Below are 14,450 nucleotides of genomic sequence, written 5' to 3'. Positions count from 1 at the left end.
AGGTGAAAGATTTTTTTCATGGTGAAGGTGAAGTCCAGACGGAGGCTGCGGAGCAGTGTTAGCAGCAGCAACACCTGCTCCTGCAGCGTCAAAGCAACCCGTTCACGCCACGCAATGGCGCAGCATGGGCGGTGGAATCAAGAGTGCTCCCCGGCGGTGCGGCATCTGCAGCGTTGCGGGGCAGCACAGGCAGTGCGCGGCATCAGGCCACGGGCGTATCGCCTTCCACCGTGGTGCGGTAGAGCTTGCGGCGCAGGTGTTCCGGCGTGCCGCTGGCCAGGTGCAGCACCGAACGGTTGTCCCAGAACACCAGGTCGTGCGGCTGCCACTGGTGGCGGTAGACAAACTGCGGCTGCACGCTGTGGGCAAACAGCTGGTCCAGCAGATCGCGGCTTTCGTCATCCGTCAGGCCCAGCACGCGGCTGGTGAAATGCTCACTGACGAACAGTGCCTTGCGGCCATTGCCGGGATGGGTGTGGACCACGGGGTGGACGGCCGGCTTGACCTCATCGACCTGCGCCTGCGTCAGCGCCGGGCGCCAGGGGCTCTTGGCGCGCAGCGTTTCGTAGTGCAGCAGGTAGCTGTGTTCGGCCTGCAGCCCCTCCAGGCGCTGCTTGACGGCCTGCGGCAGCGCGTCATAAGCGGCATGCTGGTCCGCAAACAGGGTGTCCCCCCCCTCGCTGGGCAGTTCCTGCGCGTGCAGCAGGCTGCCCAGAGAAGGCTTTTCCTTGTACGACAGATCGGAATGCCACAGCTGCCCGGCATCGCCCAGCCCCTCCGGCTGGCCCTGGGCATCACGGATGTTGGAGACCTGCAGGATTTCGGGGTGGCCCGCCAGCTGGAACTGGCGCAGCACATGGATCTGCAGCGGGCCCCAGCGGCGGCTGAAATCCACCTGCTGGGCCGGGGTGATGCGCTGGTCGCGGAACACCAGCACATGGTGCTGCCAGTGCGCCTGCTGCAGGCGTTCGAAGTCGGCATCCGACAGCGGACGGGACAGGTCCAGCCCGACCACTTCCGCCCCCAGATTGCCTGCGGCACCCGGGGCCGGCCGGATCACAAAATCCTGCGGCGGCACCGCCGCCTCCTGCAGGCGGGAGGGACGGGAGAAATCGTAGGTGGCGAGAACGGCAGACATGGCGGGCTTCCTTTTTCTGGCGGTCGGATGACGTTGGAAGCCAGTCTAGAAAGCCCTCTTCATTCTGAAAACGAATAAATTTCGACTTACTTATAAACAAATCATCTTTATATTCCACAGCGCCCGCCGCCCGCAGACCCGGGCGACCTCAGCCCAGCGCGACCTGGGTCGCCCCGGCATCGGACAGCCGCCACAGCAGCTCTTCCAGCGCCTCGGCCGGGGCAGAGCCCAGGTCGACCGCACTGCGCCAGCCTTCGCCGGCTGGCTGCAGGTCCGACAGAAAGTGCAGCACGCCATACAGGCCATCGGCCGCCAGGGCATTCTGGTCTTCGGCGTCGAACCCCTGCCAGAACCAGTCCTGGAGCGTATGCGCCACCCGGTCCCGGCCCAGGCCCTGCACCTCCAACTGCAGCCAGTCCCAGGTGAACGGCACCATGGTCACGGCCGTGCCAGCCAGTTGCAGCTGCACCGGATCGAACTGCAGACGGCTGCGCGCATCCACGGTCAGGCTGTTGCCGTCCTGCTGCACGATGGCATCCAAGCGGCAAGGCAGGCCCAGTTCCCCTTCGGTGGCCAGCGCACCGTCCGCCGTGCGCAAGGCCGGCTCCACATGGCAGGCCTGCTGCTGCACGGCCTGGGACAGGGTGTCGGTATAGGCGCCGCGCACGGCCTCCAGAAGTTCGCTGAATGTCATGGTGAAGTTTGCACACAGCCCCGCCCATGGGCGGGGCTGTCAGAGAGAAGGACGGCCGATCGTAACCCCGTGCAGCACGGCCACCGTGGGTCACCGCGGGCCACCGCGCGCACGCGGGGACCGCCTGGTGCCGTCCCTGCAGGCTGCGTCAGAACTTCATGTCGGCGCGCAACCACCAGGTGCGACCGGTCTCGTTGATGCGCGTGTTGCCGGGCAGACCAAAGCCGGCGTTGCCCGCCAGGTTCAGGTGCTCGGCATAGGCCTTGTCGAACAGGTTGTCCACGCCCAGCAGCAGCTTGAGCTGCGGGTTCACGCGGTAGCTGGTGTTGAGCGACAGCACGCCGAACCCGGCGCTGACCCCCAGATCCTGCCCCACCACATTGCCCTGCCCCTGTGCCACGCGGTGCTGGGCCGCCACCAGGCGCCACAGCGCCCCGGCAGTCCAGGGACCCTGGGCGTAGTCCAGCCCCAGGCGCAGCTCCACCGGCGGTGTCTGCGGCAGTGGCCGGCCATCGCTGCGGTTCTGCGCCCAGGTGCCGGCCAGCGTGGCCTGCGCCGCCCAGGCGGTGCTCAGCTGGCGGCTGCCCCCCAGTTCCAGACCGGCACGGCGTGCGTCGACGTTGCGCACATTGGAGGCCATGCCCACATAGTCGAACAGGATGTAGTCCTGCACCACGGCGGCATAGCCCGATGCCCAGGCCTGCCAGCCCTCGCCCTTCCACTGCCCGCCCACATCCAGCTGGGTAGCTCTTTCCGGCTTCAGGCTGGCAAAGGCATTGCCTGCCGTGGCGGCGCTGTTGCTGGGCGAGATCAGTTCCCAGTAATCCGGAAAGCGCTGCACATGGCCCAGGCCGGCATAGACCGTGGCGCCGGACGCCAGTTGCTGCTCCCAGCGCACAAACCCGCTGGGCATGGCGCTGCGGTCGCGGTCGTTGTCGGCCGTGGCAGCGGCCATACCGCCCATGCCCCCCATTCCACCCATTCCACCCATGCCGCTGCTGCTGGTGGGATAGCGCCAGGCCTCGGACTGGTCCAGGCGCAGCCCGCCCACCCAGCGCGTGCGCTCGCTGGCCTGCCAGCCCAGCTCGGCAAACCAGCCCCAGTTGGCGAACTTGGCATCCCGCGTCCATGCCTGGGTGTCGTAGGACAGGCTGGGCGTGCCGCTGCGCTTGTCGTGCGGGCTGCGCTGGGCGTCAAAACCGGTGACCAGCTGCCAACCGTCAGCCGGCAGCAGCGTCGCCGCCACCCGGCCTCCGGTGGTGGTGCGGCGCACATTGCTGGCCATGCCGCCCGCCATCATGCCGGTGGTGGGGGCCGTGCGCAGCGTGTAGTTGTCCATCACATGGTCGGCCTGGTTGCGGTAGATCTGCGCCTCCAGCTTGGCCAGCCAGGGCGTGAGGTGCTGCTTTTCAAAGCGCAGGCCCCAGCTGTCGCGGCGGAACTGTGTGCCGTCCATGCTGCGGCCGCCGTAGCGTGCTTCACCATCGCCCGCGCCGGCGCTCAGCTCCAGCAGGGTGTGGGCGTCGGGGGTGAAACCCACGGCCACATCGGTATTCCATTTGTCCCAGCCGGAAGGCACGCGGCGGCCGTTGCCGTCCTTGTAATCCTGCCCATGGGAATGGTTGGCGGTGGCACGCAGATAGACCTGGGCGTTGCCGGCCTCCAGGTCCACGGTCTGGTCGTTCCGGCCACCGTTTGCACCCAGCAGGCTGGCAGACAGGCGGGCTCCGGGTTCGGTGAATTGGGGCGGCAGCCGGTCAAAACGCACCACCCCTGCCGAGGCACCCGGTCCCCACACCACCGTCTGCGGGCCCTTGACCACCGTCAGTTGGTCATAGGTCTCCGGCGAGATATAGGAGCTGGGCGCATCCATGCGCGCCGGGCAGGCACCGATCAGGTTGGTGCCGTTGGTCAGCAGCGGCAGGCGCGATCCGAACTGGCCGCGGAACACAGGGTCGCTGTTCGACCCGCCGCTGCGCACGGCCGAAAAACCGGGAATGGTCTTGAGGTAGTCGGCCGCATCGCTGGCCGGAATCGGCTGGCGCGGCTGCTTGGGGTCGGCCACCACCTGCACGGGGGAATGGTCGTGCACCGCAGTGACCACCACCTCGCCCAGTGCGCGGCCGGGGGCGTCTGGTGTCGCTTGCGCCGTGTCGCTGGCGTTGGCGTTGGCCGCCACAGCGGCACTGGAGATACCGATGGCTGGCAACCCGGCCAGCACACAGACCAGGGCGCAGGGCGACCAGCGGAAACGGAACTGCGGGGCACGCGCAGCCGCGGCCCGGGGAAAAACGGAATAAGTTGGCATGCGAAATCCACGCCGCCGCCCACCGGCGCAGGCAGGCACAGGCCATGCGGCCTGCACCCTCCGCACGCGGTCGGCAGGGCTTCAAAACGGGGAAGTTCGCGGCATGCGCTACGGCATGCCGCACTCAGGCGTGGAAGACTGCGGGCGGACCGCGTGCCGGCAGCGGCGCAGCGGCCAGGCGCGAAAGCGGCGGCTGCGCCGGGGCGTGCCATCCCAGTCCCTGGCGTGGCACAGGCGGACGGTAGACGAGCACGGCCACCGAGGCCGGCGGGCTGAGGGCGATGCACAGCACGCAATCCGGACCATGGTGACCGCCGTGCTCATGCGCAGGTTCGGATGCACTGCCTGCGTCCGGCTCCGCCGCACTGTGCCTATCGTGGCTGTCGTGGGTTTGCTGGGCATTATGGGAGCCGTGGGAGCCGCCGGTATGGCCAGTGCCATGGGCTTCGGCAAGGCTGGCAGGCGCCATGGCCGCCATTGGTGCCGGGCCGGGCATGGCGCGCACGCGCACCCCGGCCCACAGCGCCACCAGCCAGAGCGCAACGCACAGCAGGAGCACCGTGGTGCCCAGGCGTCGGTCGCGTCGAATCTGCTCCAGCATGCGGGCGATTATCTGGTTCCCTGCCTGCAGTGGTGAACGTTTGCGCGCACATGCTGCCTATCGCCCACACCGGGTGTCGCCTAGATGCCAGATATCTGTGCTACATCAAGTGCGCATCATCTCCCACTGCATGCCAAGGCAGGCGACAATGCCCCCCATGTCTCAAGACAGTTACCGCCCCCATATGGAAGCAGGCAACGCGCTGGTGCGCGAGGCCCAGCACATTGCCACCGCCGATTTCACCCAGGCACGTGCCCTGTGGCAGGCCGCCGGCAAGGAGTTTTACCGCGCCCACCAGGCCGACCCCGAGCAGGCTGAGGCGGCTTTCCGCCTGGCCCAGGCCTGGATGGCCGAGGCCCATGCCCTGCAAAAGGACGAATCGCCCAACGCGCCCGTGATGTGGGCCAATGCCGCCGCCCAGTGCGAAAAGGCATTCGACCTGGAGCCCAGCAACGGCCGCATCGCCATGACGGCCGCCAGCTGCCACCACTTTGCTGGCCAGCACGACGCCGCCAAGGCCTGGCGCCAGATCGGCGAACACCTGCTGCATGGCGATGAAGCCGATGCCGGCCAGAGCCAGCACGGCAGCGGTGGCCCTGCAGAAGGCCGCGGCGGTTGACACTCCGGGCCGACCCTTCCCGCCCCAGGTGACCTCCGCTTACCGGACGGCTGCCTGGTAGACCTGCTTGAGCTGGACCACATTGCCCAGCAAGGCCGTGGGGCCGGTGCTGCCCATCAGATACCAGCCCTTGGGATCCAGAAACACCACCTGCCCTTTCTGGCCGGCCGCCGTGCCCTTGACCTGGACGTTGTCGAACACCTGCTGCGACGGGATGATGGCGCCGCCGCCGGCCGCCTGCCCGGTGGCGGTGTTGCGGTCGATCACATACAGCCACTGCGGGTTGAGCCTGGCCACATCGTCAAAGGTATAGGCCGTGCCGCGCGCCGGCAACTGCTGTGCGGTGAGGGCCGACTGTGCGCCCAGCACATCGAACAGAAAGCCGAAACGTGAACCCGGCGCCTGGGGCATGATCTTGTCGTTCACCGCCATCAGCAGCAGCCCGGGCGCCGCCTGGCTGGAGAGCTGGCGCAACCCCGCCACCTCCTGCTGCATCCGGTCGACCAGCGCCTGGCCCTGGGCCTGCTTGCCATACAGGCTGGCGAGGGCCGTCACATTGCGCCCCATGTCCTGCAGCATCTGCTGGTTGTTGACCGAGAAGTCCACCGTGGGCGCGATCTTGCGCAGCAGCTCGTACTTGGCGGCGGAGCGGCCGCCCACAATGATCAGATCCGGCCGGATCCGGCTCAGCGCCTCGTAATCCGGCTCGAACAGGCTGCCTGCCACGGGATAGCGGGCAGCGGCATAGCCTTGCAGATAGTCCGGAAACTGCGCCTTGGGCACCCCGGCCACCGGCAGGCCCAGGGTGTGCATGGTGTCCAGCGCCCCCAGATCAAACACCACCACGCGCTGCGGTGCAGCAGGCACCCGGGTCACGCCCTTGGCATGCGCGATGGCAATGGGCGCCTGGGCCGCAGCGGGGCTGGCCGCCCAGGCGCCGGCAGCCATTCCCCAGCCGCAGGCGCCTGCCAGGGCAGCAGCCAACCAGTGGCGGCGCGACGGAGTCAGAGGGGTTCCAAGCATGGCATTCCTTTCAATGAAGTTGACTATTCACAACTTCCTGCAGCATCCATCGCTATTTAACACGCTTTTTTTAGCAAAAAACAACAACATGCAAACAAGAACAATTCGCGATCGTACAGCATGTAACTACAATGTAATGAGAACGATTCCTGTTAACGAATTCTTTACTGCAGCTTCATGTCCCGCTCACTGAATTTCCGCCTTTTTGCCCTCTCCGCCATTGCGATGGCCGCCCATCTGACCGCTGCCCAGGCCGCCACCGACACCGTGCTGGGTGAAACCACGGTCCGCGCCACCGCCGAAGAAGAACTCAAACAGGCCCTGGGCGTGTCCGTCATCACCCAGGAAGAGCTGACCGAACGCGCTCCCGCCAACGACATTTCCGAGCTGGTGCGCACCATGCCGGGCGTCAACCTGACCGGCAACTCCGCCTCCGGCCAGTACGGCAACAACCGCCAGATCGACCTGCGCGGCATGGGCCCGGAAAACACCCTGATCCTGATCGACGGCAAGCCCGTGCAATCGCGCAATGGCGCCAAGATGGGCCGAAGCGGCGAGCGCGACACCCGTGGCGACTCCAACTGGGTCCCGGTGGAAGCCATCGAGCGCATCGAAGTCATCCGTGGCCCTGCGGCCGCACGCTACGGTTCGGGCGCCGCCGGTGGTGTGGTGAACATCATCACCAAGAAGCCCACCGACAAGCTGCAAGGCTCGGTCACCGTCTACGGCAAGTTCCAGGAAGACTCCAAGGAAGGCGATACCAAGCGCAGCAGCTTCAACCTGTCCGGCCCGCTGGCAGAAAACCTGTCCTTCCGCCTGTTCGGCAACATGGCCCACAGCGATGCGGACAGCCCCGACCTGAACCGCACTGCCTCCACCACCACCGCCATGGCCCCCGCCGGCCGCGAAGGTGTGAAGAACAAGGACATCAACGCCCTGCTGCGTTGGGACCTGACGCCCCAGCAGGTGCTGGAGTTCGAGATGGGCGCCAGCCGCCAGACCAACGAATACGCCGGTGAAACCGCCGTCAGCATCGACGCCAATGCACCCATCCGCGAATCGCTGCTGGGCCAGGAAACCAACCGCACCAACCGCAACACCCTGGGTGTGACCCACCGCGGCAAATGGGACTGGGGCACCTCGCGCCTGATCTTCCAGTACGAAAACACCCGCCGCTGGCAAAACCCCGTGGCGCTGGCCGGTGGCCCCGAAGGCTCCATCAGCAGCACTACGGACAAAATCACTTCCAAGCTGGGCAACTACTTCCTGTCCGGGGAAGTGAACACCCCGCTGAAGCTGGGCGGCACCACGCACATGCTGACCACGGGCTTCGAGTACCGCAACGAGAAGCTGGACGATGCCGCAGCCATGAGCCAGACGACGGGCACGGGCGCCAACAACGTCGGTGGCCTGGTGGGCAGCGCAGGCACCCGCAGCGGCAAGTCCGATGCACAAAACTTCGCGCTGTTCGTGGAAGACAACTTCGAACCCATCCAGAACCTGATCCTGACCCCGGGTGTGCGCTTTGACCACCACAGCCAGTCGGGCAACAACTGGAGCCCCAGCCTGAATGCCACCTACCAGCTGAACGACAGCTGGCAGGTCAAGGGCGGTATCGCCCGTGCCTTCAAGGCGCCCAATCTGTACCAGACCAACAACAACTACCTGTACTTCACCATGGGCAATGGCTGCCCGGTGAGTTCGCCCAGCCTGGGCGGTGGTTGCTACGTCGTGGGTAACCCCGATCTGCAGGCCGAAACCAGTATCAACAAGGAACTGGGGGTTGCGTACACCAACCACAACGGTCTGGACGCCAGCCTGAGCTACTTCCAGAACGACTACAAGGACAAGATCTACGCCGAAATGAACGACGGCACGCCGGTCGTGGTCGGCACCTCCCAGGTCTACCAGTGGATGAATGCCAGCAAGGCCATCGTCAAGGGCTTCGAAGGCAATCTGACCGTGCCGCTGGATGGCAAGAACGGCAACACGCTGAAGCTGGTGAACAACTTCACCTACATGCTGAAGAACCACAACAAGGACAGCAACCAACCGCTGTCCGTGATTCCCAAGTACACCGTGAACTCCACACTGGACTGGACCATCAACGCCAACTGGTCGACCCAGCTGAACGCCACGTTCTACGGCCGCCAGGAACCGCGCACCATCCAGACCGGTGGTGCGGCCTCCACCGGAGCACAGCTGCAGGAAGTGAGCTCCTACGCCCTGTACGGCATTGGCGCACAGTACAAGATCAACAAGTCTTATGCGCTGAACTTCGGCATCACCAACCTGGCGGACAAGCGCCTGTACCGCGAGTCCAACAACTCCGCCGCAGGCGCCTCCACCTACAACGAACTGGGCCGTGCCTACTACGTGTCGCTGACCGGCCGCTTCTAAGCCGCGCGCCCCTGTGCCCGGTGCAGCCCCGGCGCTGTACCCGGCAGGGGCACTTCCGGCGCTGGTCGCAGACTGCAGGACGCGTAGACCTGCCCACCCGGGCAGCCCGCGCACCCGCAGCTGTGACACCATCAAGCCTGCAGCCCTGGCTGCAGGCTTTTGCATTGTTTCTTCCCCCTGCCGCCCCATGACATCCCCTGCCGCGCACCTGGATGGCTACGTCACCGACGTGGCCTACCCCGACTACTTCCACCGCGAGCTCATGCCCGTCTGGCTGTGCAGCGCCCTGCAGGCACTGGGGCGCCGCACACCTGATCTGCAGCAGCCCTACACCTGGCTGGAACTGGGCTGCGGCACGGGCATCAGCACGGTCATTGCGGCCGCCACCAACCCGCAGGGGCAATTCATCGGACTGGACCTCAATCCGGATGCCATCGCCCAGGCACAGGCCCTGGCACAGGCGGTGGGCGTGGCCAATGTGCGCTTCGTGTGCCAGAGCTTTGAGGCCGCGCTGCACTCGACCGATGCCGCATTGCCCCCCTGTGATTTCATCGTCAGCCACGGGGTGTACTCCTGGATCAGCGCCAGCAACCGCGCCGCCCTGCGCCAGCTGCTGGAACGCCACCTGCAGCCCGGCGGTGTGCTGTACCTGGCCTATATGAGCCAGCCCGGCTCCGCCTCCATGGCCGCCGCGCAAAAACTGGCACACCTGACCACGCAGGGCATGGCCGGCGGCTCCACGGACAAGGCCGATGCCGGCCTGGCCCTGCTGCAGCAGATGACCGAAGCCGGCACCGGCTACTGCAGCGAACATCCGCGCATTGCGGCGGAACTGGGCCAGTTGCGCGGCATGGACCGCCGCTACATCGCCCATGAATTTCTGAACGCGCACTGGGAGTCCCTGCACGTGGCCGATGTCATGGCCGATCTCGCACGCTCCGGCTGTGATTACGCCGGCAGTGCCACGCTGCTGGAAAACATCGACGGTGCGTCGCTGCCCGAACAGTCCCTGCCGCTGCTGAACCGCCTGCGCCAGCAAGGCTGCAGCGTGGCCGCCCAGGAAACCTTCAAGGACATTGCCCGCAACCAGAACCAGCGCCGCGACCTCTACCAGCGCCAGCACCCCCAAGGCAACGTGCTGTCTGCCGACGCACACCGCCACGCCTTGCTGGCACAGCGCATCGCCCGGCTACCGGCAGCACCCTCGTTGCAGGTGCCCTTGCCGGCAGCCTTCACGCTCGACACCCGCATCGGTCCGGTGCAGATGCCCATGGCACATGTGGCCCCGCTGCTGGCGGCGCTGCAGAAGGGCCCGCAAAGCTATGCCCAGCTGGTGCAACTGCCGCTGTATGCCCAACAGCCCGGCGCGGTCAGCCAGTTGCTGCAACTGCTGGCCTGGGTGGGCTGGGTGCAGTTCGTGCGGCCGGACTGGCGGGCCGATGCGTCCCCGGCCCCTGCCACATCGGCCATGCTGGAACGCCTGAATGCGGCGCTGGCCGGGCGTCCCTGCGGCCAGCCGGCCGTGCATTACCAGGCCCATGCCGCCACGGGCAGCGCCATTCCGACGCCATAAACGGCACCCACGCCCCGCCCACCGCATCGCTGATTACGGGCGGGCAGCGGGAACAAAAAAAGGGGGCGATAGAGCCCCCTTTGGTGTGGTGCGGTCCGCCACGCCTTCGTGCGGCGTCAGGAACGGCACGTGGCCAGCATGTCCAGCTCCGGCTTGTAGAGCGGGCTGCGCACATCCAGCATGCCCAGCACGGTGTGGAAGTAGTTGTCGTGCGTGATGCGCTGGTCCGCTCCGGAGCGGGCGCAGGCCTCTTTCATGCCGGTGCGCGCCTGCAGGCTGCCGGGCCACAGCACCCAGGGCACATGCTTTTGCGTGTCGGGGGCGATCGCATAAGGCAGGCCATGCAGGTACAGACCGTTCTCGCCCAAGGACTCGCCATGGTCCGACACATACATCAGCGCCGTGGCGTACTGGTCCTGCTTCTTTTGCAGCCAATCGATGGTCTTGGCCAGAAACAGATCGGTTTCACGCATGCTGTTGTCATACACATTGACCAGTTCGGCATGGCTGCAGTCCGAGGTCACGTGCGTGGTGCACTCCGGCTTGAACTGCTTGGTCTGCGCACTGGAGCGGCGGTAGTACGCCGGGCCGTGGCTGCCCATCTGGTGCAGCACCAGCACCGCGCCCTTGCTGCGTGCGGCCTCGGGCAGGGCCTGCAGGCGCTGGTCCAGCAGGCCCACCATCAGCTGGTCCAGGCACTCCCCGTCCTTGCACCATTGCTTGACTTCGGCCGGCGTGGCCACCTGGTCGGCCTGGGCATGGGGAATGCGGTCGCACACGCCCTTGCAGCCGGACTGGTTGTCCAGCCAGTCCACCCCCAGGCCGGCGGCCTGCAGCACATCCACCAGACTGCCGTATTCGAACTTGCGGCCTTCGTAGCCCGACTTGCCCAGGTGCGAGAACATGCAGGGCACCGATGCCAGCGTGTTGGTGCCGCAGGACCAGGCCTGGCGCCAGTTGATGACCTGGCGCGCCGCCAGCTCGGGCGTGGTGTCGCGCGGGTAGCCGTTCAGGCCGAAGTGGTCGGCACGCGCGGTTTCCCCCACCACCAGCACCAGCAGCGGCGGCTTGTGCGTGGCAGCCGCCACGGCAGATGCCGCACCGTAGCTGCTGCCCAGGGCAGCACCTTCGGTGATGGCGCGGAACGGCCGGTTCGGTTTGAAGATGGGTTTGAGCGTGACCTGCGCGAACGACACCACCGTGGCCAGGGGGTTGATCAGAAAGCGGATTTCCGTGTGGTTGCGGATCAGCGGCGCCAGCTGGCGGTACATGGCCACGCTGCCGCCCAGCAGGGTCCCCAGCGCCAGCAGCACCGCCAGTGCCGACAGGCCCCAGGCACGCCGCCCCCGGCCTTCCTGCCAGCGCACCCCGCGGTACAGCCACAGCACCGGCAGACCGGCAAACACCGCCACATGCACCAGCAGGACCGGGCTGAACAGCGCCAGACCTTCGGTGAAGTTGGTCTGCATCACATTGCGCACCATGCTGCTGTCCATCACCATGCCATAGTGCAGCATGTAGTACTGCACCACTGCGGCCAGCAGCAGGGTGGCACTCCAGGCACCACGGCGCAGGCGCGGCCAGGACCACAACATGAACCACAGATAGGTGGCACAGCCCACCAACACCGCCATCACCGCCCGACGCAGCATCCAGGGGTCCGAGAAATCGGCCAGCCCCGCCAGCTTCTGCCACAGGGCCTGGTTCAACAGCAAGGTGCACCACAGCACCAGCACGCCGGCCACAGTGCGGGGCGACAGCTGCAGCACGGGCCAACGCCAGCGGCGACCGACATGCGGCAGTGCAGCATCGGCAGGAACGGAATCGGACGTGGGGAGTGCCACCGCAGGCATGGCATCGCCGCGGCCGGGAAACATATTGTGCATGGGCCCGTACGGTAGGCCCACAAGCTGAACCCGCAGTGAACCGCTCGTTCAGTTTTCGTTCAGTTTTCGGGTTGAACGGCTTTTTTCCAACTCGGGCCGCCAGCGTCTCTACACTGGTGCTTTCCGTTCATGACCCTGCACCATGCGAATACTGTTGGTGGAAGACGATGCAGCCCTGGCCCAGGCGGTGCTGGGCTATCTGCACAGCAAGCAATTCAAGGTGGACCTGGCCCCCGACCTGACGACTGCACGCGCCCTGGTGGCCGTGACCCACTACGCCACTATCCTGCTGGACCTGAACCTGCCCGACGGCGATGGCCTGGAGCTGCTGCAGCACCTGCCCCGGCGGGACGATCCCCCCACCGTGGTGGTGGTGACCGCCCGCGACCAGGTCAGCGACCGCATCCGCGGCCTGGACACCGGCGCTGACGACTACCTGGTCAAACCCTATGACCCCGAAGAGCTGCTGGCCCGGTTGCGCGCCATCGAACGCCGTCGCAGCGCCCAGGCCAGCCCGGTGCTGCAGCGCGGGCCGGTCAGCATCGACCTGGCACGCGAGGTGGTCAAGGTCCACAGCCTGCCGGTGGTGCTCACCCCCAAGGAATGGGCCCTGCTCCGCGTGCTGGCCAGCCGGCCGGAACAGACCTTCACCCGCGAACGGCTGCTGGAAGCGCTCTACCAATGGGACAGCACTTCGGACAGCAACACCCTGGAGGTGTTCATCAGCCGGCTGCGGCGCAAACTGGGAAGCCCCCTGATCCAGACCGTGCGCGGCACGGGCTACCGGCTGGCGGTGGCATGAAGCCCGCTCCCGCTAGCCTGGCCTACCGCCTGACCCGCCCGCTGGTGGTGGCGGTGATCACCGTCTGGGCGCTGGGGACGGCCCTGGTCGCCTGGTATGTGGATTCCCAGATCCAGCACAACTTCGACACCGAACTGGTGGAAAGCGCCCACCGCCAGCTCTACCCTGCCCTGCTGGACGTCCGGCAGTCGCGCATCGATGCGGACACCCCGGGCCAGGACATCCTGACCATGGGCGAAGTGCCCGGAGATGACCACCCGGAGCCCCTGCTGCTGCAGCTGCGCACCCCCGACGGCAAGGTGCTGCTGCGCTCGCGCGGCGCCCCCATCACCCCGTTCGATGCCCCCTTGAAACCGGGGTTTCACAACTCCATCGAACACCGCATCTACACGCTGTACACCCCGCAGGATGACCTGTGGCTGCAGCTGGCCGACCCGCTGGGCGAACGTGCCGAAGTCCGCAGCGGCACGCTGACCGGACTGATCACCGTGCTGCTGCTGATGCTGCCGGTGCTGGCCGGCCTGATCCGCCACATTGCGCGCAAGGAATTGCGCAGCTTGCAATGGCTGCAGCAGCAGATCACAGAGCGCAGCAGCAGCAATCTGCAGCCCCTGGTGCTGCAGGACCTGCCGCTGGAACTGCGCCAGGTGGGCGAAGGCGTGAACCAGCTGATGGACCGCCTGCACCAGGCGCTGGATGTGGAACGCGCCCTGGCCGCCAATGCCGCGCACGAGTTGCGCACCCCGCTGGCCTCCGTGCGGCTGCGGCTGCACACGGCGGTGGAGCAGGCCCAGCTGCAAGGCAGCACGCAGATTGCCGTGGGCGAGGCGCAGACCGCCCTGACCGCCCTGGAAACCCTGAGCCACCGGACTGAGCGCCTGCTGCAGCTGTCACGCGCCGAAGCGGGGAACACGGCGCGCTTTCACACCGTCGACCTGCTGCAGCTGGCGACCACCATGGCCCAGGAATTCTGGCAGCACCCCCGCGCCCAGCGCCGGCTGGACTGGGAGCCGCCCGAGGACGCGGCCCCGGTCTGGGTGCAAGGCGACATGGACACGCTGGCCATTGCGCTGCGCAACCTGATCGACAACGCCCTCACCTATTCCAGCGGCGAAGTGGTGCTGACCGTGCTGCGCCAGCCACCGGCCCTGGCCGTGCGCGACGACGGCCCCGGCCTGGATGCGACACAGCGCCTGCAGATCCTGGAGCGCCATGTGCGCGGTGACACCCGCCACATCGGCTATGGGCTGGGCATGTCGATTGTGCGCAGCATCGCCGACCGGCACAACGCCCAGCTGGAGCTGCTGTCGCCCCCGCCCGGCAAGGCACAGGGGCTGGAAGTGCGGCTGGTGTTTGCCACTCTCGCCGAGGAGGCACTGGCAACCGCCCCCCAACCGCTGACGTGA

General features: G+C 66.7%; 11 protein-coding genes. 5 read left to right on the top strand and 6 right to left on the bottom strand.

Features of this window, described 5'->3' with window-relative positions; genetic code table 11:
• Positions 1–202: 202 nt before the first annotated feature.
• The 4 genes from KW830_RS19560 to KW830_RS19545 all read right to left on the bottom strand — a co-directional run bounded on the left by KW830_RS19560 (position 203) and on the right by KW830_RS19545 (position 4,741).
• Complete coding sequence (locus KW830_RS19560) at positions 203–1,138, bottom strand: TauD/TfdA family dioxygenase (protein ID WP_066541242.1); 936 nt, start codon at positions 1,136–1,138, stop codon at positions 203–205.
• Between the two features lie 148 nt (positions 1,139–1,286).
• Positions 1,287–1,832 (bottom strand): hypothetical protein, encoded by a 546-nt coding sequence (locus KW830_RS19555; protein ID WP_066541244.1) that lies wholly within the window; start codon positions 1,830–1,832, stop codon positions 1,287–1,289.
• A gap of 148 nt (positions 1,833–1,980) precedes the next feature.
• Entirely contained in the window at positions 1,981–4,140 is a 2,160-nt protein-coding gene (locus KW830_RS19550; protein WP_218334128.1) for a TonB-dependent copper receptor, read from the bottom strand.
• A 124-nt stretch (positions 4,141–4,264) separates the two neighbouring features.
• Positions 4,265–4,741, bottom strand: a complete 477-nt coding sequence (locus KW830_RS19545) for a hypothetical protein (protein WP_218334127.1) — start codon at positions 4,739–4,741, stop codon at positions 4,265–4,267.
• Positions 4,742–4,898: 157 nt separating this feature from the next.
• Between KW830_RS19545 and KW830_RS19540 the strand changes: the two genes are divergently transcribed.
• Positions 4,899–5,360: a hypothetical protein gene (locus KW830_RS19540; RefSeq protein WP_066541250.1), complete on the top strand. Its 462-nt coding sequence runs from the start codon at positions 4,899–4,901 to the stop codon at positions 5,358–5,360.
• 39 nt (positions 5,361–5,399) lie between these two features.
• Here KW830_RS19540 and KW830_RS19535 read toward each other — a convergent pair whose 3' ends face one another.
• Positions 5,400–6,383 (bottom strand): siderophore ABC transporter substrate-binding protein, encoded by a 984-nt coding sequence (locus KW830_RS19535; protein WP_255578870.1) that lies wholly within the window; start codon positions 6,381–6,383, stop codon positions 5,400–5,402.
• 177 nt (positions 6,384–6,560) lie between these two features.
• On the opposite strand from KW830_RS19535, the gene KW830_RS19530 reads away from it, so the two are divergent.
• Positions 6,561–8,783: a FepA family TonB-dependent siderophore receptor gene (locus tag KW830_RS19530; protein WP_218334126.1), complete on the top strand. Its 2,223-nt coding sequence runs from the start codon at positions 6,561–6,563 to the stop codon at positions 8,781–8,783.
• A 187-nt stretch (positions 8,784–8,970) separates the two neighbouring features.
• Positions 8,971–10,356: a class I SAM-dependent methyltransferase gene (locus KW830_RS19525; RefSeq protein ID WP_218334125.1), complete on the top strand. Its 1,386-nt coding sequence runs from the start codon at positions 8,971–8,973 to the stop codon at positions 10,354–10,356.
• Positions 10,357–10,472: 116 nt separating this feature from the next.
• On the opposite strand, the gene KW830_RS19520 is transcribed toward KW830_RS19525, so the two are convergent.
• The gene (locus KW830_RS19520; RefSeq protein WP_255578868.1) at positions 10,473–12,242 is read right to left on the bottom strand and encodes a phosphoethanolamine transferase; all 1,770 of its coding nucleotides are present in this window, start codon (positions 12,240–12,242) and stop codon (positions 10,473–10,475) included.
• A 142-nt stretch (positions 12,243–12,384) separates the two neighbouring features.
• On the opposite strand from KW830_RS19520, the gene KW830_RS19515 reads away from it, so the two are divergent.
• Positions 12,385–13,044: a response regulator transcription factor gene (locus tag KW830_RS19515; RefSeq protein WP_218334124.1), complete on the top strand. Its 660-nt coding sequence runs from the start codon at positions 12,385–12,387 to the stop codon at positions 13,042–13,044.
• Complete coding sequence (locus tag KW830_RS19510) at positions 13,041–14,450, top strand: ATP-binding protein (RefSeq protein ID WP_218334123.1); 1,410 nt, start codon at positions 13,041–13,043, stop codon at positions 14,448–14,450. Before KW830_RS19515 ends, KW830_RS19510 begins: the two co-directional genes overlap by 4 nt.

Source organism: Comamonas sp. CMM03 (assembly GCF_019218715.1).
Classification (GTDB): domain Bacteria; phylum Pseudomonadota; class Gammaproteobacteria; order Burkholderiales; family Burkholderiaceae_C; genus Comamonas; species Comamonas terrigena.
Note: the sequence above shows the minus strand (reverse complement) of the source record. Positions and strands in the feature narration are given on the sequence as shown.

What these genes read in the sequence shown, in the direction of transcription:
- KW830_RS19525 (WP_218334125.1), top strand. Translation starts at nt 8,971, where the DNA reads ATGACATCCCCTGCCGCGCACCTGGATGGCTACGTCACCGACGTGGCC.
- KW830_RS19515 (WP_218334124.1), top strand. Translation starts at nt 12,385, where the DNA reads ATGCGAATACTGTTGGTGGAAGACGATGCAGCCCTGGCCCAGGCGGTG.
- KW830_RS19510 (WP_218334123.1), top strand. Translation starts at nt 13,041, where the DNA reads ATGAAGCCCGCTCCCGCTAGCCTGGCCTACCGCCTGACCCGCCCGCTG.
- KW830_RS19540 (WP_066541250.1), top strand. Translation starts at nt 4,899, where the DNA reads ATGTCTCAAGACAGTTACCGCCCCCATATGGAAGCAGGCAACGCGCTG.
- KW830_RS19560 (WP_066541242.1), bottom strand. Translation starts at nt 1,138, where the DNA reads ATGTCTGCCGTTCTCGCCACCTACGATTTCTCCCGTCCCTCCCGCCTG.
- KW830_RS19550 (WP_218334128.1), bottom strand. Translation starts at nt 4,140, where the DNA reads ATGCCAACTTATTCCGTTTTTCCCCGGGCCGCGGCTGCGCGTGCCCCG.
- KW830_RS19545 (WP_218334127.1), bottom strand. Translation starts at nt 4,741, where the DNA reads ATGCTGGAGCAGATTCGACGCGACCGACGCCTGGGCACCACGGTGCTC.
- KW830_RS19530 (WP_218334126.1), top strand. Translation starts at nt 6,561, where the DNA reads ATGTCCCGCTCACTGAATTTCCGCCTTTTTGCCCTCTCCGCCATTGCG.
- KW830_RS19555 (WP_066541244.1), bottom strand. Translation starts at nt 1,832, where the DNA reads ATGACATTCAGCGAACTTCTGGAGGCCGTGCGCGGCGCCTATACCGAC.
- KW830_RS19520 (WP_255578868.1), bottom strand. Translation starts at nt 12,242, where the DNA reads ATGCACAATATGTTTCCCGGCCGCGGCGATGCCATGCCTGCGGTGGCA.
- KW830_RS19535 (WP_255578870.1), bottom strand. Translation starts at nt 6,383, where the DNA reads ATGCTTGGAACCCCTCTGACTCCGTCGCGCCGCCACTGGTTGGCTGCT.